The organism is Clostridium sp. AF02-29 (assembly GCF_934835585.1).
In the GTDB taxonomy this organism is placed as follows: Bacteria; Bacillota; Clostridia; order Lachnospirales; family Lachnospiraceae; genus Otoolea; species Otoolea fessa.
On sequence record NZ_CAKVZK010000005.1, the window covers coordinates 62,017 to 82,292 of the forward strand.

The following is a 20,276-nucleotide window of genomic DNA, read 5'->3' on the forward strand; positions in this document are numbered from 1 at the left end:
CGGCACCTTCGATTTCAAAAATGCCTGCCTGCGAACAGTAACGATTAGTTCCGGGCGTCTGCCACACCCGCCTCACGGATAAAGGATTCGTAGCCTTCCTGATTGATCTTATCAACCAGGGAGCCGTCACCGGTTGCCACGATCTTTCCATCTACCATGATGTGCGTATAGTCAACATGCAGTGCATCGAGAATCCGGGTGCTGTGCGTGATAATAAGAAGCGCGCCGTTCTGGTTCTTCTGGTACTCTTCCACACCCTTAGAAACCAGACGGACTGCATCAACATCCAGACCAGAGTCTGTCTCATCGAGGATTGCCAGACTCGGATTTAAGAGCATCAGCTGTAAAATCTCAGATTTTTTCTTCTCACCACCGGAAAAGCCCACGTTTAAGCTTCTCTGTGCATACGATTCATCCATCTGGAGAATGTCCATCGCCTTTTTGAGTTGTTTATGAAATTCCCAGATCTTTAAGTTCTTGCCAGTCTGCTGGCGCATCGCGCTCCGCAGGAAACTTTCCAGCGAAAGTCCCGGTACCTCCAGCGGCTCCTGGAAGGACAGGAACATACCGGCTTTGGAACGCTTGTCCGTGGACTCATGTGTGATATCCTCACCCTTAAATAAGATCTGACCGCCCGTGATCTGATATCGCGGGTTTCCCATCAGGACGTTTCCGAGCGTCGATTTGCCCGCGCCGTTCGGTCCCATCAGGACATGTACCTCTCCTGCGCCGACGCTCAAATCAACGCCGTGCAGGATCTCTTTTTCTTCTATATTTGCTTTTATCTGATTTACTTCTAACACTTTTTCTGCCATAAAGCACTCCATTTCCGGGACCGGCTGAGACATTCATGCTCGGTCTGTCTGATCTGTGACAGCCGCCTCGTCACGAAAGCGGTTATCCCTCTTAGCAAACGTCCATCTCTCTGGTTCCTTTTTTTTATATTCAAGTCGAACGTCCGTGAGACTTGGCGCGTGATTCTGGTCAGCAAAGCTGACATATTCCTATCAGAATCACTGCGCATCCTCGCGGAGCGTTTATCTCAGTCGGAGACCCAACTCCCACTGAGACAAATTTGCCATTACTCACCACCTGAAGAGGTGGGAGTCTTCTCGACTGAGATAAATCTGACTGTTCAGACGGCCAGATTACCCTATGGCTATTATAGGTATTTATTTCCAGATTGTAAACCCTCATTTTTCACAAAACAAGAAAGATTCTTATTATATTATTGAGACTTTTTTTCGTTTATTATTGAGTCAGCATCATCCACCCCCAATACACAACCCCTAATCCCCACGAACTCAGAATCCCATACAGGATCACCGGACCCGCGATTGTAAATATTTTGCATCCGACACCAAATACCTGCCCTTCCGCCTTGTATTCCAGCGCCGGGGATGCAACTGAATTGGCGAATCCGGTGATCGGAACCAGCACACCAGCCCCAAAAACGCGCGCCAGCTTCTGGAATACATTTGCCCCTGTCAGGATAACGCTGAGCAGAATCAGTCCCAGCATCGTCCAGAGCGCCGCCGTTTTCTCCTCCATGCCTGTCTGAACCAGACAATTTGTGCTGATCTGCGCCGCCAGGCAGATCAGCCCGCCGGAAATGCCCGCCATCAACACATTTTTCCATGTACTGTGGACGGGCGTAACCGATTTGACATATGCTTCATATTGATCTTTTCTGGCTTCCATGGTTTCTCCTCTCTTCTACTGTCTTCCAATTCCATATAAGAAATAATACAGCGAACCCGCACATTTCCCCGCCGCAATCGCGAGAAGGAGATATGGCAGCCCCACTGCCAGACGCAGGCGGCGGCTCAGCACCGGCAGGGCTTTCAATGTCTCTGCCAGCGACATGACGAGGCAGCCCACAAAAATACCACAGGAAAGTCCCGCAGCCGCTAGAAGCAGCTGTCCGGAGACATTTCCAAGCATCACCAGAAATCCAGCACCAGCTCCCGTTCTGCCACCGCCTTCTGCTGCCTTCTGCCACAACTCTGCCTCCGGCATTGCCGCTGGCCACGCTATTCTCAGAAAACTCCCGGTCAGCTGTTTCACTTTCTCTGTAAATAAATCCACCACATTTCCAAACAATCCTCCCAGCGCGATAATCGTCTCATACAAGAAGATTTTCCCCTTCGACGCCGTCGCCGTCTTTCCAATCAGGCGCGGATAAACGCCGATGACCACCAGAAAGGCGTAGACTCCTGCTGCCACCGTGCTTCCCGCCGCCAGCCCTGCCAGCAAAAGCAGCGCTTCTTTAAGAAACATCGATGTCATCCTCCTTCCGCTCCTCGTTCTGAATCAGCGTTTTATTGACATTTTCCTCATACAGGCGCATTTCTACCTCCAGCGGCGTCGGATCGAGACTGAATTTCCACGAAGTAAAATGGTTAAAAAACAGCAAAATCCCCACCGGAAGCCCGATCGAATAACCGACCTCCAACGGCGTTGTTCCGTCCGACGCCTGCCCCGTCGTGATCTCATATATTTTCCTGAATACATCCAGCACGTTTGCATCGTTGTTGAATGTCATGATCGCAAATGCCGCCCCGAAAAAGCAAATCAGGCAGACGAACAGCGTCTTGCACCACTGCCAGACAAGCGCCTGACGGCGCGGCGGCTGATAATGAATGACATAGTCCGTCTCCCCCAGATTCTGCACCGATGTCCCCGGAATTTCCCGTTCAATCTGCTGGATAATCTCCATGACGTTTCCAACCAGACGGCTTTCGCGCTGTTTCCCGCCGCCGCGGATCCTCTTCACGATCATCGCACGGCAGCGGCTTTCCACGCTTTTTTCACTGCAATAAACTTCTCCCAGGCTTGCAAGCGGTACATTTTTCTCATGTACCTGCGTGATCTGGCTGAGTTTCAGATAGACCGTCTGTGTCATAATGCTGCCTTCTCCGTCTGTGCCTCCGGTCTCAAAAATGCCTCCGCGCTGTCCCCGGAATGCTGTACGAAGGTTCCGTCAATGTAGACGCTGTCCCGCCCCACTGCCATCAGACACAGACAGAGCGCTGCCACAATCAGAATCATGCATCCGACCCAGATACAGATTCCCATCTTTTTTTTCATTGTCACTTTCACATTTCCCGTCATTTTTTTCCATCCTTCCTGTGTATTCTGGAAACTCCAAAAGTTCCTGTATCCAGTAGTATGGCTGTCTTTCAATGGAGTATGCACATTCATATATTCTGAATTATGAGCCTGTCTTTTTTCTCATGTTTCTTCCAGCTTTGCGCGCATCTGCCCTAATATTTTCCGCTCGATCCGCGACACCTGTACTTGTGAAATGCCGAGCTGCGCCGCGATCTGAGTCTGTGTCTGATCATAAAAATAGTGCCGCACAATGATCTCCCGCTGCCGTCCATTGAGCATTTTCAGCAAATCTCCCAAAAGCATCCGGTCAAGCAGAACCTCATTCTCCGCTGTCTCCCCAGCAATCCGGTCCTGAAGCAGAAGGCCAGTTTCTTCCCCGGCGCTGGCTGGTGCAGAGAGCGATTCAACCGGACTGTCCGCCGCCATCGATGCGGCAGCTTCCTCACAGCTCACTCCAATCTGCGCCGCCAGCTCTTCCAACGTCGGCTCCCGCCCAAGCGCCGTGCAGAGCGCTTCCCGCGCTGCCCGGAGCCGCTGGTTTTGCTCTTTGATGGAACGACTGACCTTGATGATCCCGTCATCCCGGAGAAAACGTTTGATCTCCCCCGCAATCATCGGCACCGCATACGTCGAAAAACGCACCTCATATGATAGGTCAAACTTATCAATCGCCTTCAACAGCCCGATACTTCCGATCTGAAATAAGTCCTCCGTCTCACACCCCCGCCCCGCAAAGCGGCGGACAATGCTCCATACAAGTCCCAGATTGTCCTTTACCAGCGCCTCCCGCGCCGTCTTATCGCCCTGGTGTGCCCGTTTGATCTGCTCGATGGTTTTATCCATAGGACTCTGCCGTTTCTTTTTCTTCCTGCTCTTTATTCATATATCCCCTTCCAATTCGCTTTTTCATCGTCACACACGTTCCGCAGCCCACCTTGGACTCCACCTCGACCTCATCCATAAACGCTTCCATAAACGAAAAGCCCATCCCTGAGCGCTCGCCGGTCGTGTCTGTCGTATACATCGGCTCCATCGCCTTTTCCACATCCAGGATTCCTTTTCCCTCATCCCGGACCGAAATTATCAGTTCTTCTCCCTCAATCCGCGCTTCTATGTAAATAATTCCGATTTCATCGCTATACCCATGAATCACCGCATTTGTCACCGCCTCCGAGACCGCCGTTTTCACATCCTCCAGCTCCTCCATCGTCGGATTCATCCGACTCATAAAGACTGCCGCTGTGACACGGGCAAACTCCTCGTTCGATGAATGGCTGTCTATCTCCAGGTGCATCCACGTGCCATTCTTCTCTGCTTGTCTCTGTTCATTCTGCTCAAATTTTCTGTATTCTTCTGAATTTTTTATTTTTTTAAGTTTTCCTTTCACTTCCGTTTCTGATACAGATATATCATCCGCATACATATTCATCTCTCCTTTAATGTCTCCCATCCAGTGCCTCCTCTCTCGTCCGGTACGACTGCACCAAACGATACACGCCGCCGATCCGCAAAATCCGGCGCATCCGCTCGCCTGCCCCGTACACCGCCACCGTGCCGCTGCTGCCCTCCATCTGCTTATACCGGTTGAGAATCACACCGATCCCGGAACTATCCATAAATTCCGTCCCCGAAAAATCAAAAATAATCCGGTTAATATAATTTTCCGCCAGAAGCAGGTCTGTTTCATATTTGAGTGTCAGGCAGTTATGGTGATCTACCTCCTTCGGCAGATGAATCACCAGCGCCGAATCGATCGCTTCGTATGTAAACATATTTCGTTCCATATCAGGATTCCCCCTTTTTCGATTTTTTATGCGGCATGTTTCTGCTTCGCGCGAGTGCGCATCATTGGCACGTTAGTGCCTTTTTGTGTAATAGGGAATTCCAAGGAATTTCCTATTACACAAAAAAGCACCGTAAAGTTTTTATCTTTACAGTGCTTTTCTTCTTAATTATCTGCCGTATTATATTTGTACTTACTGCGCCGCTTGCGTCTCCGCTCCGCTGCCTGCTGCCGTTTCATCCGCCGCAGCCTCTCCCTGACTGATGATGGACTGACCTGGAACTGCAGCCTGCTGGTTATCCGGCGCAAGCTCGGCGAGCTGCTGTCTTGCCTTGTCCGCCTGCTCGGAATCCGCATACTGGGTCACAATCTGCGTAAACATTTCGACCGCCTTGTCTGTCTCGCCCTGTGCCCGGTAAATCATACCCATGCTGAAGATAACCTTCGGGTTTGCCGGACGGATCGCCAGACAGGTCTGGTAATCTGCCAGTGCTTCCGCCATACGGCCTGCCGACCACATCGTGTATGCCAGATCCTCCAGCGTCTGGTAGCCATTTGTCTCGATGTCCTGCTTTACCCCGTTGGCAATGGAAACGACCGTCTCGTCCGTAAATAACGACGGATCAAAGCCCTCATAATAGGTAACTGCCTCTGCCAGGTTATTGTTGCGGTATGCCTGCAGCATTTTGACGAGCTTCGCATACTGGTTCAGAACGCTGTCATTGCTGTTGAGCATCGTATCCAGCTTGTTCTCCGCCTCTTCTTTGTCCTTTTTCGAGGTCTCAATGCTCTCATTTAAACTGTCAATCTCTTCATTTTTCTGATTGAGCTGCTCGTTGTACTGGAGCATTTCCTGCGTATGTGCATTATTTGCCTGCTTAATCTTGGCTGGCATCACCAGGAAAAAGATAACTGCCGCGCCCAAAAGCAGTCCAGCGCCGATATTGAGCACCGACTGCAGTCCCGTATTCTCCTTGTACGTCGGCGGCATAATGACATCATCATCCTGCATCTGACGGTGGGAAAATGCGTTTTTCAGCTTTCTCCGCTCGATATCCGCCTTGCCGGTATGTTCCTTAACAATCTCCATATACCAGTTCGCCTTGGGATTGTTTTTATCAATCTTGAGTACCTTATACAGGGATTTGCCCGCTTTCGTATAATCCTCATGACTAATATGCAAAAGAGCCAATAGAAGATGCGCTTTTACAAATCTCGGATTAGCTTCTACAACTCTTGTAAGCTGTAAGGTCGCCAGATCGTCGCTTCCGGTCTGCGCCTGCAGAAGCGCCTGATTATATTTCTGAATCGTCGCGCTCGCCTGATCCAGACGATCCTGTTTGCGCTGAATCTGGTCTAAATAATAATCAGCCCGGTTATCCTGTTCCTTAAAGTTCATGCTGATAACCCACTGCACCAGCGCCTCCGACACCTCACCCATCTCATAATAGATAAGTCCGAGAAGATTTCTGGCATCAATATGATACTTGTTCAGGTTCAGGCATTTTTTCAGATACTCGACCGCCCCTGTTAAATCCCGTCTCTTTGCCCGTTCCAGCCCGGCATTGTAAAAGCTGTTGGAAATCAGGCGAATTTTTCTTGTTCGATCCATCATGTCCGCCTATTCCTTCATATGTTTTAAAAGTTCCATCATGATATCCGACATATCTGTCAGGTCACTCTTCACGATCGCCTCGCCGACCTCCTCGACCTCCAGACTCGGTTTAAAATGTTCGATTTCTTCCTCGAAATTGATTGTCATTCCTTCGCCACTCATGTTTTTCCTCCAGAGTCTCTTCCTTTTATTACATGAATATACATTCCCGCTAATCTTACACCATTCTGACGGTGCTGTCAAATCCAGTTCGGGAAATCTTTTTCTCCAGCTCTCCGATTAAATACAGAGAACCCACACAGAAGCAGGTATCCTCCGGACGTTTTTCCTGAACCAGTGTCTGATAAGCTGTTTTTACATCTGGTATACTTTGAACCTCACAGCCTTCTGCCACCCGGTGTGCTGCTTTTTCCATCGCCTCCATCGGAAGTGCCCGCGATGTATATAAATGAGTCAGCACCAATCGATCCGGCTTCAGTTTCCGCATCAGTGTTTCCAGCATCGATTCATAATTTTTATCTGAAACGGCTGCAAACAGCAGAAAAATCCGACCATCTTTCCCTGACTCTTCTCTTCTGCGCGCTGCCACCTCTGCCGCCGCGCCCGCAAACGCACGGATTCCGCCCTCATTGTGAGCGCCATCCAGATAAACTCCGTCCTGGATCTCCTCCATGCGTCCGCGCCATACCGCATTCCGGATGCCCGCTGCCGCTGTCTCCCCGTCCACTGCAAGAAGCCGCGCCGCCTGGTAAGCGATGCAGGCGTTGACTGCCTGATATTCCGCTTCGAAGGGAATAAACAGAGGCTGGCTTTTCTCTTTTATCATCAGAATCATCCCGCCATGTTCCCGCCGAAGATCCGTATACACTGCCGGGCTGATCGGATATGCCGGACAGGAAAGTTCCGCCGCCCGATTTCTGATAACAGCCGAAGCCGCCGCATCCGTATCATCGTACACCACCGGCATATTTTTTTTCAGGATTCCCGCCTTTTCGCCCGCGATCTGTGTCACCGTGCCGCCCAGGTATTCCATATGGTCAAGGCTGATCGAAGTGATAACCGTAAGCGCTGGATGCTCGATGCAGTTCGTTGCATCCAGCCGTCCGCCAAGCCCCGTTTCCAGAATCACATACTCCGGCTTTTTCCGGCGCACCATCCACATGAACATCAAAAACAGATATTCAAAATACGTCGGATGTCCCAGTCCTTCCTGCTCAAAATGAACATATGATGCCTTAACCGCCTCAAATGCCTCCAGGAACAGTGCATCGTCTGCTTCCCGTCCATCAAAAGAAAAACGCTCCGTCACGCGCACCAGATGAGGAGACGTAAACCGCGCCGTCCGCTTCCCGGCTTTCTGCAAAACCGCATCGAGAAACGAGCAGACCGACCCTTTTCCATTTGTTCCGGCCACATGTATGATTCTTTCCTCCCGCGGCAATGCATTCAGGTATGAAAGCATCCTGCGAAGCCCCTCCGCCGTATGTTTTTCACTGGTAAATTTCGGTATCTCATTCAGATATGCATCTGCCGCTTCTACCGTCCATTCTTCTTGTCTCATGGCATGAAATATCCTTTCCTGGCAAACGGAAGCGGCAGTACGAACTCTGCCGTCTGCCGCCTTGTCTTTTGTATGTTATTATTTTATATCATTTGCGGAGATCGTGCAAGTGGTTATATGGAATAAAGGCTGTACCTTCTTGTGTAATAGTAACTGTTCACAGGCAATGGAGAATTCCAAGGTATTTCCTATTATGCAAGAAACCCCTCTTGATAATCAAGAGGGGTTCCACTCATCAGCTCCCTGCCGGACTTGAACCGGCGACCTACGCATTACGAATGCGTCGCTCTACCAACTGAGCCAAGGAAGCATTTTAATTTGAAAAATGCTCTGGAAAACCCAAAGCAACTTTCGATGACCTGTCCGGGAATCGAACCCGGGTTTACGCCGTGAGAGGGCGTCGTCTTGACCGCTTGACCAACAGGCCGTATGTTTTATAATAGAATCGAGGCGACGTGATTCGAACACGCGACCTCTGCGTCCCGAACGCAGCGCTCTACCAAACTGAGCCACGCCTCGATTACATGACGTAGTATAATATAAATCCAGGAGAATGTCAACACTTTTTTTGAAGAATTTTTAAAAATATTTATTATGTTTAATATTTCGCTATAGTTGCTTGTGTTTGCTCAATTCAATAAATTTATATTTACTTCATCAGCTTCTGAATCGTCTTGCACAGCTCCTCAACCGCTTCTTCCCCATTTCCCGCCTCTATATCATCGACCACACAGGTTTTGATATGGTTGGACAGCAGGACTTTGGAAAAACTGTTCAGCGCCGCCTGAACCGCTGATACCTGGTTTAATATATCGACGCAGTATCGCTCGTCTTCCACCATCGCCTTCACACCGCGCACCTGTCCCTCGATCCGGTTTAAACGTTTCAGCAGATCTTTTTCTTCGGTCAGGTTTCTGTGTTTGTGACGTTCCGTCTCTCCTCCCTGACAGACCTGCGCTTGTGATTCACATTTACAACAGCCCATGCTTTTCTCCTATCTTTTATCAAAATGCTGCGAAATGGCATATTAATTCTACCATTTCGCAGCTTTTTTCATCCTACTGAATCGAGTCCACTTTATAATCCTGTGCCTCAACCGCCTCTTTCAACGTATCGTCCGCCACATCCGCACTCATGCTTACGACCGCGGTTCCTTTCTCATGGCTGACCTCTGCGCTCTCCACGCCTGCCAGTGCCTCCAACGCCTTCTTTACGCGTGCCTCACAGTGTCCACACATCATTCCTTCGATATTCATTGTCTTTGTCATCGTTATTTCCTCCATATTTATATTATTTTTTTGATTCTCACTTTTTTGCATTTCTTTTGAAACAGTCTCATTTCCATTTGCTGTTTGTCCAATTGACCGGGTGTCTTCTGCCCCCATCCTAACTGCACCTGCGTTTTCTGCCTTTTCTCCACCTTTACTAGCAGCCTTCTCAGCCCTCTTCCGCATCGGATGATCCTTCGATGCATCGTGCATCTTAAACAGATTTAGCCGCAGCGCGTTCGTCACTACGCAGAAGCTGGATAAGCTCATCGCTGCAGCGCCGAACATCGGATTTAATTTCCATCCAAAGATAGGATACCACAAACCAGCTGCAAGTGGAATACCCACAACATTGTAAAAGAATGCCCAGAACAGGTTTTCGTGAATATTTCGAAGCGTCGCACGGCTTAGACGGATTGCCGCCGGAACATCACTCAAACGGCTCTTCATCAGCACCACATCCGCGGCATCAATCGCGATATCTGTACCGGCTCCGATCGCGATACCTATATCGGCACGCGTGAGCGCCGGGGCATCATTGATACCATCACCGACCATTGCCACCTTGCCCTGTTCTTTCAGGCTGCGGATGACACTCTCTTTCCCATCCGGAAGTACTCCGGCAATGACTTCATCCACACCAGCCTGTGCCCCAATCGCACGGGCGGTCCGCTCATTATCTCCGGTCAGCATGACCACACGGATTCCCATGTTCTGCAGTTCCTTGACCGCCTGCGGGCTGTCTTCCTTGATGACATCTGCCACGGCAATCATACCAGCCAGACGACCATTTTTCATAAAGCACAGCGGTGTCTTGCCTTCCGATGCCAGGCGCTCAAAGGATGCCTGTTCCTGTGCGGACACCGTCGTATGTCCGCTGATATAGGAAAAGCTTCCGCCTGCCAATGAAGCGCCGTTTAACGTACCGGAAAGTCCATTACCCGGCAGCGCCTGGAAATCAGCCGCCTCCGGCGCATCCACCTGCTGTTCTTTTGCATAGAGAAGAACAGCTTTCGCCAATGGGTGCTCACTCTTCTTTTCCAGGGAAAGCGCCAGGCTTACCAGCTCCTTCTCAGTCACACCTCCGGACGGGATGACGTCGGTCACACGCGGCTCGCCGCTGGTGATCGTACCCGTCTTATCAAGCGCTACAATGTCCATTTTTCCGGTTTCTTCCAGCGAAACAGCTGTCTTGAACAAGATTCCATTTTTCGCGCCCATGCCGTTGCCGACCATAATCGCAACCGGCGTAGCCAGTCCCAGTGCACACGGGCAGCTGATAACCAATACGGAAATACCTCGCGCCAGTGCGAATCCAAACGTCTGTCCTGCCAGCAGCCAGATAATCGTTGTCACCACTGCGATCGTGATAACCGCCGGGACAAACACGCCGGAAACCCGGTCTGCAATCTTGGCGATCGGCGCTTTCGTCGCCGCCGCGTCGCTGACCATGCGGATAATCTGCGACAGGGAGGTATCTTCACCGACTCTGGTCGCCTCACAGCGCAGATAACCAGACTGGTTGACCGTTGCCGCCGAAACCGGGTCACCCTGTGCCTTATCCACCGGAATACTCTCGCCGGTCAGTGCTGCCTCGTTGACCGCGCTTGCTCCTTCCAGGACCACGCCGTCCACCGGGATATTTTCACCTGGGCGTACAACAAATACATCACCTTTCTTTACCTCTTCAATCGGAACCTTTTTTTCCACTCCATCCCGGATGATAACAGCTGTCTTCGGTGCCAGTTTCATCAGTCCCTTTAAGGCATCCGTCGTTTTTCCCTTGGAACGCGCCTCCAGCATTTTTCCGACTGTGATCAGCGCCAGAATCATTGCCGCCGACTCAAAGTAAAATTCATGCATGTAGGACATGACTGCCGTGTCGTTGCCCTTTAACTGTGCGTCCGTCATCGCAAACAACGCATATGTGCTGTAAATAAACGACGCGCCAGAACCAAGTGCTACCAGCGTGTCCATGTTCGGGGCGCGGTGTAAAAGTCCCTTGAAACCACTGATAAAGAATTTCTGGTTAATCACCATGATAATTCCGGCTAAAAGGAGCTGTAAAAGTCCCATCGCCACATGGTTGCCATCCATAAAGTGCGGCAGCGGCCAGCCCCACATCATATGTCCCATCGACATATACATAAGGACTGCTAAGAATCCCAGCGATGCGATCAGACGGTGTTTTAAAACCGGCGTCTCCCGATCTTTTAAGGCGTCCTCTGCCTCCGACGCGCTCTGCGCCTGCGCTGCAGCGCCCTGTCCTTTCAGGGATGCGCCATATCCGGCATCTTCCACTGCATGAATCACGGTCTCCGGCGGCACTTCGCCCTCGACGCCCATCGAATTTGTCAGCAGGCTGACCGAGCATGCCGTGACACCCGGCACTTTCGATACTGCCTTTTCAACCCGGCTGCTGCATGCCGCGCAGCTCATGCCGGTTACTGTATATTGCTTCATGGTCTCCTCCTATCTCTTAACTGTCCTTATAATATACCCCCACTGGGTATATGTCAACCCCAATTTCATTTATAATCTGTAACGGTTCAGTACCTTCACAGTCACGCGCAAAAAGACCCTGTCCGGAGAATTTCCCCGTACAGAGTCTTTTATACATTCGCATCCATGCCGCCCTTTGGCGGGCATAGACATTATTCCATTTTTATCTGTGCATCATCCAAACAGCACGCCCAGCACGCCGTAGGACAGAATCGACATAATCACCGTCGCCAGCGCGATACCGACTAAAATCGCGCCAAATGCCTTGCCAAATTTCATGTGGAGCAGGGATGCCACCAGCGCGCCTGTCCATGCGCCGGTTCCCGGAAGCGGGATGCCGACAAAGAGCATCAGCCCCCAGAACTCATATTTCTCGATCTGCCCTTTTTTGCTCATCGCTTTGCGTTCCAGCCAGAGCGCAATACCACGGAAACACGGAACCTTCTTCATCCACTCCAGCACATGGCGGATTAGAAGCAGGATAAACGGGATCGGCAGGATATTTCCCACGATACAGATCGGGATCGCCCGCAGGATCGGCACGTTTAAGAGTGCCGGTGACGCAGCCAGAAGCCCGCCTCGAAGTTCCAGAATCGGAATCATCGAGATAATGAAGATAATTGCCTCCTTCGATATGACTCCGGATAAATTAGCTGTAAACCATTGTACCAGTGAATCCATAAATTATGCCTGCTCCCCGCTGTTATTTTCATTCTGTGCCGCAGTATCGGTGGTGTTCTCCGAAACAGAGTCCGAAGCATCCGCGGAATCCGCGTCTGAGTCAGCCGTGCCTTCTGTTTCTGCGTTGTCAAGCGCCTCATCTGCTGCAGCTTCATCCTTCTCTTCAAAGATAGTCTCCTGCATCTCCTCCGGTTCTTCCGGCTCATGCACATCTGCAGATGTCGTCGAATCCATCGGCGCACCGCACCGGCTGCAGAATGCCGCATTTTTCTCCACCTTTGCGCCGCACTCCGCGCAGACTCTTGTGCCCTCTAACTCGGCAATCTCATCCTCCAGGGACGCAATCTTCACAAGCCCAGCCTGGATAGTATGGAACTCATCTGCGAATTTCCCTTCCAGCTCGCCCTCATGTCTGTCATAGTATGCTTTTCCCAGTGTGATATATGCCTTATTAATCTTATCTTTCTCGGCGGACAACTTCGATTTCAGCTGTAATACGCCTGTAATGTCCTTTACCCGGTTCGCAGCTTCCTTGCTCTTATCGCTGATCACCTTTCCAAGCTCATCGAAAAATGCCATATTTCTTCCTCCTCTGCGGGATATGTACGCCTCAAATTTTGTTCTGCCTGATGTGACGGCGCATCGCTGTTCTAAATCCAAAGGCAGGTTCATGCAAAACCAAAGCGTCTGATATTTTCTCATAACGATTCAGCCGGTTTTTGCATCAAATACATAAACCGGCTGAACCGCTACGTTTCCCTTTATTTTAGCCCCTACGGGGGAGAAAGTCAATCTTTTGCATCCCTGAATCAACTCCAGGCAGCTTTTTTAATACGCAAACACCCGGTTCAGCCGCATCAATTCCGGTGTCAGGCCGAAGGTCGATTTCACAAACTCCGGAACCTTGCCATAGCGGAACGAGCGCTGGTAGATGCCATACTGACCCGATTCATCCATTTCATAGTCCGCCGCATATTCCCCATCATACAGGGCATTCTGACCGGCATCCACCGTATATGTCTGACCTATCTCATTTTCCTCCATTGAATTTACCGAATCCCTCAAATCATCCTCTGAAACTGCCCCTGTGTCCTCTGTACTGAACACATATACTGCAATATTGATCCCCTGATATACCTCCGCCATTTGATTGATCTGCACCATATCATCCGAAGCGGAGTTTGCAAGAATTTCTGCAATCTGTTCCGGATCTGTAATCGTCACCTCGCGTCTGCTGTTATTCTGAAGATACTCCCGCTGGCGTTTTCCAAGCTCTGTATCTGCCGGTGCCAGCTGATCCTCCGGAATCTTGCCGCCCTGATACTGAAGCACGATTTTTTCTGTATTTTCCGGCGTCACCTTGCTGCCGACCTCGGTACCACACTGTTTCAGAATCGCGATCGTCTCCTGGAAGGACGGATAAATCGGGTAATAATCAAACTGGTTAAATGTGTCATAATAGCCGCCATTTTTACGAATCACATCAATCATCGCCTGCATCTCATTTGTCTTAAACTGAATCTCCGCGATCGGCATCTCCTCCCGGCGCATATCCGGCGTCAGAGCCATCAGCTCTTTCTGGTATGCAGCAAGAAGCGCCGCCTTCGTCTGCTCATCCGGAAGCTTCACATGGCTGCAGTCCTCTCCCTCTTTGTAATTGACGCCTGCGGCATCGTCTGCCTGTAGGGACAGCACCGGGTACATTCCCAGTTTATAGCTCTGATTTTCATAAATGGAATCTAGCTGTTCCCGCAGCTCCGTTACATTGATCGTGCGGTAATTACGGTAAACGGTTTTTCCATTGTTCAGATGCCAGGACAGCACGATCGAATCATAGCGTGAATCCAGATCCGTCTCACTCATCCAATCCTGTCCGCCGTTCAAATGCTTCCTCTGTCTGGAAGCTGTCTCGATGCCCTGCGCGCCAATTTCCCGCAGGACACGGATTCCATCCTCATCCGAGATCTGCATTTTATCTGCCACATCTCCCTGGGACGCCCATTCCATTCCAGCACTGTAGCCATCCCTATACATTCTCGGAGTCACATGGTAAGCCCCTGCCGCATTGTTGTCCAGCGCATCACAGTAAATACCCGCGTATGCAACCTTGTCAGCATCCGGCAGATAGCTGTCATATCCTGCCACATCCAGGCGGAACCCTAAGAAAATGGCTGCCACTGCCACCGCACTGATGACAAGCTGTCTCTTATGTGCAAACAAGCTCTTAAAATCGAAATGATAGATAATTTCGATCAGGCAGCTGGTGATGAGCAGTCCGCAGATCAAGCCAAACACGGTCCAGATATCATCATTCAGGATTGACCGGAAAATCATTCCGGAAAACAGCGTGATCGGCACAACCAGAAGGAAACGGATCACCGGCTCACTTACCTTAAATGCCATCGCTCTTCCCGCCGCCTCAGACGGGCGTTTCCAGTACAGGAACATTCCCAGACCAAAGATCAGGGCTGCCACTGCCAATGCAATGACTGCCATCCGGGTGGGATGATCCGAACCAGTTGCCGTGCCGTACCAGAAAACCGGTGAGGTGCGCTCGCACCAGCGCAGCAGAAAATTTCCATTGTCATAAAACGTCATGAAGTATTCGGAAAAATACGTCGATACCACTGCAGCCACACCCGGTCCCCAGCTAAAAAGCACGCCGGTTCCCAGTAAACCCACGATCAGATTGCCTGTCAGAATCACTGCCAGCACAACCGTCATGTACACCAGTGTAAAAAAGCACATATGCTGTACATACCCAATCAACAGGGTTCCCCATGAAAATGGTGCGCCCTTTACCTGCAGCATCACTCCTGCCGCCAGCAGAAATACCAGATACGGGACTGCCAGATACAGGATACCGTCCAGGCAGGTCACAGTATAAAGCATTTCACGGCTGATCGGAAGGCTGTGAAAAAAATCCGTTTTCTTTTTCGAATGGAGATACGAAAAACCGGACGCTGCCAGCACCACTGCCGCCACAATCAGGATAAATACCAGCATTACATTCTGGATCGAATACATATTCAGCATCTCATTGGTCAGCTTTAATTTTGCTTCTGCTAACGCCGCTTCGACGCTCAGATCTTTAGACAAGTTATCCGGACGCAGCATTATGCTGGTTTCCAGCGCTGTCAGGACCGGAAACAGAAAAAAGCACAAAAGTGCGGTAAGCGCCACGCTCCAGAGACGCTGCTTCGTATTTTCTCTCATATATTTAAAAAACAAGCCTTTTGATGTCATAACCAGCCACCTCCGTTTCACTGATAAAGATCTCTTCCAGGGAAAGCGGTATCATTTCAAAAAACACCGGATGATACGCCTGTAAAATTGTCTGAATCTCTTCCCGTTTTCCGCGCACGGTAAGAGTCAGGAGACTTCCCCTCTGTTCCGTCTTTATAATATCGATTCCCTGCAAATCGCTGCTCCCCACTCCCGCCGGAAGCACACACTGAATCTTGTGAATATTTAACTTCATATCGTCCAGATCCTTTGAGAGAAGCATTCCTCCCTTGTGAAGCAGACCTACATGGTCGCAGATATCTTCCAGCTCCCGCAGATTATGAGAGGCGATGACCGGCGTGAGGTTCCGCTCCTCGATATCATTAGCAAAAAGACTCTTGACCGTCTGCCGCATGACCGGATCCAGCCCGTCAAACGTCTCGTCGCAGAACAGATAATCGGTTCCCGCACAAATGCCCAGCAGCACAGCGAGCTGTTTTTTCATACCCTTTGAAAAGGTCTGCACCTTCCGTCGGCTTTCCAGTTCAAAATTCTTCAGCAGTTTATCAAACCGGGCTGCATCAAACTTCGGATAAATTCCCTGATAAAACACCTTCATATCTTCCGCCGTTCCATTGCTTAAGAAATACGGCTCATCCGGGATATAAAAGCACCGTGCCTTTACCTTTGTATTCTCAAATACCGTCTCATCATCAACCGTAACGCTTCCTTCGTCCGGCTTTAAAATACCGGCTGCCATCCGCAAAAAAGTACTTTTTCCGGCGCCGTTGGTTCCAATCAGACCAAAGACACTTCCATTGTGAATCTCCGCATGGATATGATCGACTGCCACTGTATCATAAAAACGCTTCGTCAGATTCTCAGCCTTTATCATTCCTGTTTCCTCCTTTCTCACTTCCATAGCTCTGGATGACCTGCTCCTGGAACTCCAGCATCGTGATGCCGGTTCCTTTTGCATCCCGGATCAGAAGTTCCAGCTGATCCCAGATCTCCTGCCGCTTCCTCTCCCGGATCTGCCGGTTATCCGCCACAAAACTGCCCCTGCCCTTAACCGAATAAATATATCCCTGGCGTTCCAGCTCTGCGTACGCCCGCTGGATCGTATTCGGATTCATCGACAGCTCCGTTGCCAGACTCCGCACGGATGGAAGCTGACTGTCCTGCTCCAAAATTCCCCGGACCATCAGATCCGACAGCTTCTCAACAATCTGCTCATAGAGAGGTCGTCGATCTTTATAATCAATCAGAATCATGCTCACATTCTCCTTTCCTCCATTCTGCCCTGTATCAAAAATCATAAGTGTATTAGTTCATTTAATACAGTTATAGTATACAAAAAGGGCAGTCGATTGTCAACCGACTGCCCTCTTACGATTTTCTTAACAACCTTTTTGGTTATATCCGAATAGAAACAAACTTCTGCAATCAAAGATTGATTACTGAGCCTGTGTCTCCTCAACTGCCTCAGTCTCTTCTGTTTCAGCCTCAGTCTCCTCAGCTGCCTCAGTCTCTTCCTCAGATGCCTCTTCGGTCTCTTCCTCGGAAACTTCCTCAGTCTCTTCTGTTTCAGCCTCAGTCTCCTCAACTGCCTCAGTCTCTTCTGCCTCTACAGTCTCCTCTGCTGCTGCAGTTGTCTCCTCTGCCTTGCTGCCGCAAGCGGTCAAAGCAGATGCTGCTACCATTGCACTCATAACTAAGATTGCTGCTGTTTTTGTAAGATTCTTTCTCATAATTATTCTCTCCTCTTTAAAACATACGATTTATGTTTTCTTGTACCTCATCGGTACAGGACTTATAATAAAAACAAATTATGTCCAAAATATGAACAGATAATTAACATTCACTAAATAAATCCCATATTTCTTACAAAAAACGAAAGCTTTCGTAAGAAAAATCCTTGTTTCTGTTGGTTTTACATCATTTTTTTAAGTCTTTAAATCTTAATATATATGCGGCAGTTTTCTCGTTTCAATGCTGCTTTTTCCCGGTTTCCAGCTTATTTTTATTCTTTTTTCGTTTCTTTATGAACAATTTTCCCGATTTTGTGTTTACGATTTGTTCACAATTTAGCCAAATTTGAACGGTTGGAACCGGACTGAAATTCCGTCATATATTTCCGGTAGCGAAGCGGCAGGCGCGTTCGCTGGCAGGCTGGATTTTCCCGCTCCTTAATTCCTATCTGATGAAAAAATGCACTCCAGAGCGCCGCATATTCGCTCTGATCGGTTTTCCCGGAAAGCGCCTGCAGGGGTTCTGTATCAGCCCCGCGCATCATATACCACCGCCCCTTTCCTGTCCAGACTCCCGCTTCCTGATGATTTTTATCATAGATAATAAATGGTTCCGATGGCAGGCGATCCGTAAAATACGGCATCAGCAATGCCGTCACCCGGTTTTTCGGACCAATCTCAGAAAATAGTACCTGATCGGAATATTCCGCAAACCGCATAAATTCTATCTGCAAATGCGCTTCATTGGCAACCGCGCGGTTGATCTGAAAGACTGCCTGCACCGCCGGTATCTGTAAATTGTCCGTGATACGTCTCCCTGCTGCCCCTGCGCCAAATCCACAGACCAGAAACCGGTAGACCGCCTCTGCCCGATCATCCCGTTCACTCAGTGCCGTGCGGTAAATCCAGCTGTACGCCAGTTCTGACAGGGATCTGCGCACCGAGCGCACGACTTTCTGCGCCTTGAGCTGATCCACCGCCACCTCCCGGTACTCCGAAAACAGGCTGTAATTATATTCGCCCTGTACTTCCAGCCGCACGTTCTCATGCCCCAAGCGGCTGCTCCAGGCATCATATACTCCTGTGAATATGCCTTCCGGACTGTCTTCACATACAAATACAACCATTTTTCTCTCCTCCGTTCGTTTCATACCTGCGCCATATGAAAATCATCAAACAACGACATCTGGCGGTACAGCCCGCTCTGTGACAGCTGCCACTGCTTCCGCTTTTCTTCACTGACTAGCTGTGCCGCGATCGCATCCTCATGGATCTGCACCGGGTACATCATCCGCCCTGAACAGGTAATGAAGTATACCGCCCGCTTCAACACAACTCCCATCTTTTTCAAATCTTCAAACCGAAGCGCCGTCTGCTTTCTCGCAGCGACAATCCGCATCGCAGACTTTACCCCGATGCCCGGAACCCGCAGAAGCATCTCATACGGTGCCCGGTTTACCTCCACCGGGAACTCTCCCAGGTTCTGCAGCGCCCAGTCGCACTTCGGATCCAGAAACACATTAAAATTAGGGTGTTTTTCACTCAGAAGTTCCGACGCCCGGAAGCCATAGTAGCGCATCAGCCAGTCCGCCTGGTACAGACGGTGTTCTCGCAGAAGCGGCGGTCCGTCCGGAAGATCCGGAAGCAGGCTGTCCTCATTCACCTTGATAAACGCCGAATAAAAGACCCTCTTTAATCCAAAATTCCGATACAGCGCTTCCGCGACTGCAACCATCTGATAATCACTCTCCGGAGTCGCCCCGACAATGAGCTGCGTGCTCTGACCGCCGGGGACGAAATAATTCTTGCTGTTTGAGATATTTCCCAGTCCGAAACTGCCATAGATCGAGCGTCCCGGGATGACACGGGGGATCTCCGGTGTATGTGTCCTTCCAACCCTTTCATCCGTTTCCCCCGACTCTTTCGACCTCATAAATCCTTTTACCTTGTCTCCATTCCGCCCCCAATCCATCTTTGTCTCTGTCTGATTCAGACTCAGAATTCCCTTGTCAGCCTGCAGACATTCCCTTTCCCCTTTTCCTATCGCTTTACCACCAATTCCATATCTCCCGTCTCCCGGAATCTGAATTTCTCCGCGCTCTTTCTGCGGAAGCCATGCCCCTCTGCTCTCCAGACGCCCTTCCTGCTCCAGCTGTCTCGCGATCCCAGTCTGGATCTGGCGCATCGGGCGCAGTATCTTGTCCCGCGTCTTTCCCGGTGCCAGGCGCGCCAGACCATCAGCCGTCGGAAGCTCCAGATTCACACTCATCCGGTCCGCCAGAAAGCCCACTCTCTCAATCAGCTCCGGATCTGCCCCCGGAATTGCTTTCACATGGATGTAACCGTTAAATCGATGGACGCGCCGAAGGCGGTACAAGGTCTGATACAGCAGTTCCATCGTGTGATCCGGTGTCTCCAGCACACCGGAACTTAAAAACAATCCTTCTATATAGTTGCGCCGGTAAAATTCCATCGTCAGACGGCAGACCTCCTCCGGCGTAAAGGAGGTACGGACCGTGTCATTGCTCCGACGGTTGACACAGTAATGACAGTCATAGATGCACTGGTTCGTAAATAAAATTTTCAGCAGGGAGATACAGCGCCCATCCGAGGCAAAACTGTGGCAGATGCCGTCCACCCGGCTGTTTCCAAGAAAGCCTTCCTTTCCCTTTCTACCCACGCCGCTGGATGTGCAGGCGGCGTCATACTTCGCCGCATCCGATAAAATTCTTAACTTTTCTTCGATTGAAAGATTTTCCTGTATCAGCATGAGGTT

Annotated in this window: 21 protein-coding genes and 3 tRNA genes; all 24 read right to left on the minus strand. The window is 50.1% G+C overall.

What is annotated here, in order from left to right; genetic code table 11:
- Positions 1-44: 44 nt before the first annotated feature.
- The 24 genes from sufC to PUQ60_RS02650 all read right to left on the minus strand — a co-directional run bounded on the left by sufC (position 45) and on the right by PUQ60_RS02650 (position 20,270).
- A complete protein-coding gene (gene sufC / locus PUQ60_RS02535) occupies positions 45-815 on the minus strand; it encodes a Fe-S cluster assembly ATPase SufC (RefSeq protein ID WP_107000429.1) in 771 nt (256 codons plus the stop codon).
- 436 nt (positions 816-1,251) lie between these two features.
- Positions 1,252-1,701, minus strand: a complete 450-nt coding sequence (locus tag PUQ60_RS02540; RefSeq protein ID WP_117795708.1) for a SpoVA/SpoVAEb family sporulation membrane protein — start codon at positions 1,699-1,701, stop codon at positions 1,252-1,254.
- A gap of 15 nt (positions 1,702-1,716) precedes the next feature.
- The gene (locus tag PUQ60_RS02545; protein WP_273380829.1) at positions 1,717-2,280 is read right to left on the minus strand and encodes a stage V sporulation protein AB; all 564 of its coding nucleotides are present in this window, start codon (positions 2,278-2,280) and stop codon (positions 1,717-1,719) included.
- The gene (locus PUQ60_RS02550; RefSeq protein ID WP_273380827.1) at positions 2,270-2,905 is read right to left on the minus strand and encodes a stage V sporulation protein AA; all 636 of its coding nucleotides are present in this window, start codon (positions 2,903-2,905) and stop codon (positions 2,270-2,272) included. The genes PUQ60_RS02545 and PUQ60_RS02550 overlap by 11 nt, the downstream gene beginning before the upstream one ends.
- A complete protein-coding gene (locus tag PUQ60_RS02555; protein ID WP_022358678.1) occupies positions 2,902-3,114 on the minus strand; it encodes a hypothetical protein in 213 nt (70 codons plus the stop codon). Before PUQ60_RS02555 ends, PUQ60_RS02550 begins: the two co-directional genes overlap by 4 nt.
- 120 nt (positions 3,115-3,234) lie before the next feature.
- On the minus strand, positions 3,235-3,957 hold the full coding sequence (locus PUQ60_RS02560) for a SigB/SigF/SigG family RNA polymerase sigma factor (RefSeq protein ID WP_118468787.1): 723 nt from the start codon (positions 3,955-3,957) through the stop codon (positions 3,235-3,237).
- Positions 3,950-4,408 (minus strand): anti-sigma F factor, encoded by a 459-nt coding sequence (spoIIAB, locus tag PUQ60_RS02565; protein ID WP_273380840.1) that lies wholly within the window; start codon positions 4,406-4,408, stop codon positions 3,950-3,952. Before spoIIAB ends, PUQ60_RS02560 begins: the two co-directional genes overlap by 8 nt.
- Positions 4,409-4,550: 142 nt before the next feature.
- A complete protein-coding gene (locus PUQ60_RS02570) occupies positions 4,551-4,898 on the minus strand; it encodes an anti-sigma factor antagonist (RefSeq protein WP_022358681.1) in 348 nt (115 codons plus the stop codon).
- 192 nt (positions 4,899-5,090) lie between these two features.
- On the minus strand, positions 5,091-6,512 hold the full coding sequence (locus PUQ60_RS02575) for a tetratricopeptide repeat protein (RefSeq protein ID WP_273380824.1): 1,422 nt from the start codon (positions 6,510-6,512) through the stop codon (positions 5,091-5,093).
- Positions 6,513-6,518: 6 nt separating this feature from the next.
- Positions 6,519-6,674, minus strand: a complete 156-nt coding sequence (locus PUQ60_RS02580) for a hypothetical protein (RefSeq protein WP_022358683.1) — start codon at positions 6,672-6,674, stop codon at positions 6,519-6,521.
- Between the two features lie 55 nt (positions 6,675-6,729).
- Positions 6,730-8,073, minus strand: coding sequence for a Mur ligase family protein (locus PUQ60_RS02585; RefSeq protein ID WP_273380822.1), 1,344 nt, complete (start codon positions 8,071-8,073; stop codon positions 6,730-6,732).
- A gap of 237 nt (positions 8,074-8,310) precedes the next feature.
- Positions 8,311-8,383: transfer RNA gene (locus PUQ60_RS02590), tRNA-Thr, on the minus strand.
- A gap of 45 nt (positions 8,384-8,428) precedes the next feature.
- Positions 8,429-8,500: transfer RNA gene (locus PUQ60_RS02595), tRNA-Glu, on the minus strand.
- 18 nt (positions 8,501-8,518) lie between these two features.
- A tRNA-Pro gene (locus tag PUQ60_RS02600) sits at positions 8,519-8,592 on the minus strand.
- A gap of 130 nt (positions 8,593-8,722) precedes the next feature.
- Positions 8,723-9,058, minus strand: coding sequence for a metal-sensing transcriptional repressor (locus tag PUQ60_RS02605; RefSeq protein ID WP_022358560.1), 336 nt, complete (start codon positions 9,056-9,058; stop codon positions 8,723-8,725).
- A 73-nt stretch (positions 9,059-9,131) separates the two neighbouring features.
- Positions 9,132-11,804, minus strand: a complete 2,673-nt coding sequence (locus PUQ60_RS02610; protein WP_273380408.1) for a heavy metal translocating P-type ATPase — start codon at positions 11,802-11,804, stop codon at positions 9,132-9,134.
- 213 nt (positions 11,805-12,017) lie between these two features.
- Complete coding sequence (locus PUQ60_RS02615) at positions 12,018-12,524, minus strand: small multi-drug export protein (protein ID WP_022358562.1); 507 nt, start codon at positions 12,522-12,524, stop codon at positions 12,018-12,020.
- A 3-nt stretch (positions 12,525-12,527) separates the two neighbouring features.
- Entirely contained in the window at positions 12,528-13,103 is a 576-nt protein-coding gene (locus tag PUQ60_RS02620; protein WP_273380405.1) for a zinc ribbon domain-containing protein, read from the minus strand.
- A 249-nt stretch (positions 13,104-13,352) separates the two neighbouring features.
- Entirely contained in the window at positions 13,353-15,770 is a 2,418-nt protein-coding gene (locus PUQ60_RS02625) for a DUF6449 domain-containing protein (protein WP_273380403.1), read from the minus strand.
- Positions 15,745-16,644 carry an ABC transporter ATP-binding protein gene (locus PUQ60_RS02630; RefSeq protein ID WP_022358565.1) on the minus strand — a complete coding sequence of 300 codons (900 nt, stop codon included), beginning with the start codon at positions 16,642-16,644 and terminating at the stop codon, positions 15,745-15,747. The genes PUQ60_RS02625 and PUQ60_RS02630 overlap by 26 nt, the downstream gene beginning before the upstream one ends.
- Positions 16,631-17,023, minus strand: coding sequence for a GntR family transcriptional regulator (locus PUQ60_RS02635; RefSeq protein WP_022358566.1), 393 nt, complete (start codon positions 17,021-17,023; stop codon positions 16,631-16,633). The genes PUQ60_RS02630 and PUQ60_RS02635 overlap by 14 nt, the downstream gene beginning before the upstream one ends.
- Positions 17,024-17,206: 183 nt before the next feature.
- Positions 17,207-17,500, minus strand: a complete 294-nt coding sequence (locus PUQ60_RS02640; protein WP_273380400.1) for a hypothetical protein — start codon at positions 17,498-17,500, stop codon at positions 17,207-17,209.
- 329 nt (positions 17,501-17,829) lie between these two features.
- A complete protein-coding gene (locus tag PUQ60_RS02645; RefSeq protein WP_273380398.1) occupies positions 17,830-18,627 on the minus strand; it encodes a TIGR03915 family putative DNA repair protein in 798 nt (265 codons plus the stop codon).
- Positions 18,628-18,647: 20 nt separating this feature from the next.
- Positions 18,648-20,270, minus strand: a complete 1,623-nt coding sequence (locus PUQ60_RS02650) for a putative DNA modification/repair radical SAM protein (protein WP_273380396.1) — start codon at positions 20,268-20,270, stop codon at positions 18,648-18,650.
- Between the last annotated feature and the right edge of the window lie 6 nt (positions 20,271-20,276).

Bases quoted from the DNA above. Each gene is read 5' to 3' on its own strand.
- PUQ60_RS02545 (WP_273380829.1), bottom strand. From the start codon at position 2,280: ATGTTTCTTAAAGAAGCGCTGCTTTTGCTGGCAGGGCTGGCGGCGGGA.
- PUQ60_RS02575 (WP_273380824.1), bottom strand. From the start codon at position 6,512: ATGATGGATCGAACAAGAAAAATTCGCCTGATTTCCAACAGCTTTTAC.
- PUQ60_RS02570 (WP_022358681.1), bottom strand. From the start codon at position 4,898: ATGGAACGAAATATGTTTACATACGAAGCGATCGATTCGGCGCTGGTG.
- PUQ60_RS02560 (WP_118468787.1), bottom strand. From the start codon at position 3,957: ATGGATAAAACCATCGAGCAGATCAAACGGGCACACCAGGGCGATAAG.
- PUQ60_RS02645 (WP_273380398.1), bottom strand. From the start codon at position 18,627: ATGGTTGTATTTGTATGTGAAGACAGTCCGGAAGGCATATTCACAGGA.
- PUQ60_RS02580 (WP_022358683.1), bottom strand. From the start codon at position 6,674: ATGAGTGGCGAAGGAATGACAATCAATTTCGAGGAAGAAATCGAACAT.
- PUQ60_RS02650 (WP_273380396.1), bottom strand. From the start codon at position 20,270: ATGCTGATACAGGAAAATCTTTCAATCGAAGAAAAGTTAAGAATTTTA.
- PUQ60_RS02630 (WP_022358565.1), bottom strand. From the start codon at position 16,644: ATGATAAAGGCTGAGAATCTGACGAAGCGTTTTTATGATACAGTGGCA.
- PUQ60_RS02620 (WP_273380405.1), bottom strand. From the start codon at position 13,103: ATGGCATTTTTCGATGAGCTTGGAAAGGTGATCAGCGATAAGAGCAAG.
- PUQ60_RS02640 (WP_273380400.1), bottom strand. From the start codon at position 17,500: ATGAGAAAGAATCTTACAAAAACAGCAGCAATCTTAGTTATGAGTGCA.
- PUQ60_RS02625 (WP_273380403.1), bottom strand. From the start codon at position 15,770: ATGACATCAAAAGGCTTGTTTTTTAAATATATGAGAGAAAATACGAAG.
- PUQ60_RS02615 (WP_022358562.1), bottom strand. From the start codon at position 12,524: ATGGATTCACTGGTACAATGGTTTACAGCTAATTTATCCGGAGTCATA.
- PUQ60_RS02585 (WP_273380822.1), bottom strand. From the start codon at position 8,073: ATGAGACAAGAAGAATGGACGGTAGAAGCGGCAGATGCATATCTGAAT.
- sufC (WP_107000429.1), bottom strand. From the start codon at position 815: ATGGCAGAAAAAGTGTTAGAAGTAAATCAGATAAAAGCAAATATAGAA.
- PUQ60_RS02540 (WP_117795708.1), bottom strand. From the start codon at position 1,701: ATGGAAGCCAGAAAAGATCAATATGAAGCATATGTCAAATCGGTTACG.
- PUQ60_RS02605 (WP_022358560.1), bottom strand. From the start codon at position 9,058: ATGGGCTGTTGTAAATGTGAATCACAAGCGCAGGTCTGTCAGGGAGGA.
- spoIIAB (WP_273380840.1), bottom strand. From the start codon at position 4,408: ATGCACCTGGAGATAGACAGCCATTCATCGAACGAGGAGTTTGCCCGT.
- PUQ60_RS02550 (WP_273380827.1), bottom strand. From the start codon at position 2,905: ATGACACAGACGGTCTATCTGAAACTCAGCCAGATCACGCAGGTACAT.
- PUQ60_RS02635 (WP_022358566.1), bottom strand. From the start codon at position 17,023: ATGATTCTGATTGATTATAAAGATCGACGACCTCTCTATGAGCAGATT.
- PUQ60_RS02555 (WP_022358678.1), bottom strand. From the start codon at position 3,114: ATGACGGGAAATGTGAAAGTGACAATGAAAAAAAAGATGGGAATCTGT.
- PUQ60_RS02610 (WP_273380408.1), bottom strand. From the start codon at position 11,804: ATGAAGCAATATACAGTAACCGGCATGAGCTGCGCGGCATGCAGCAGC.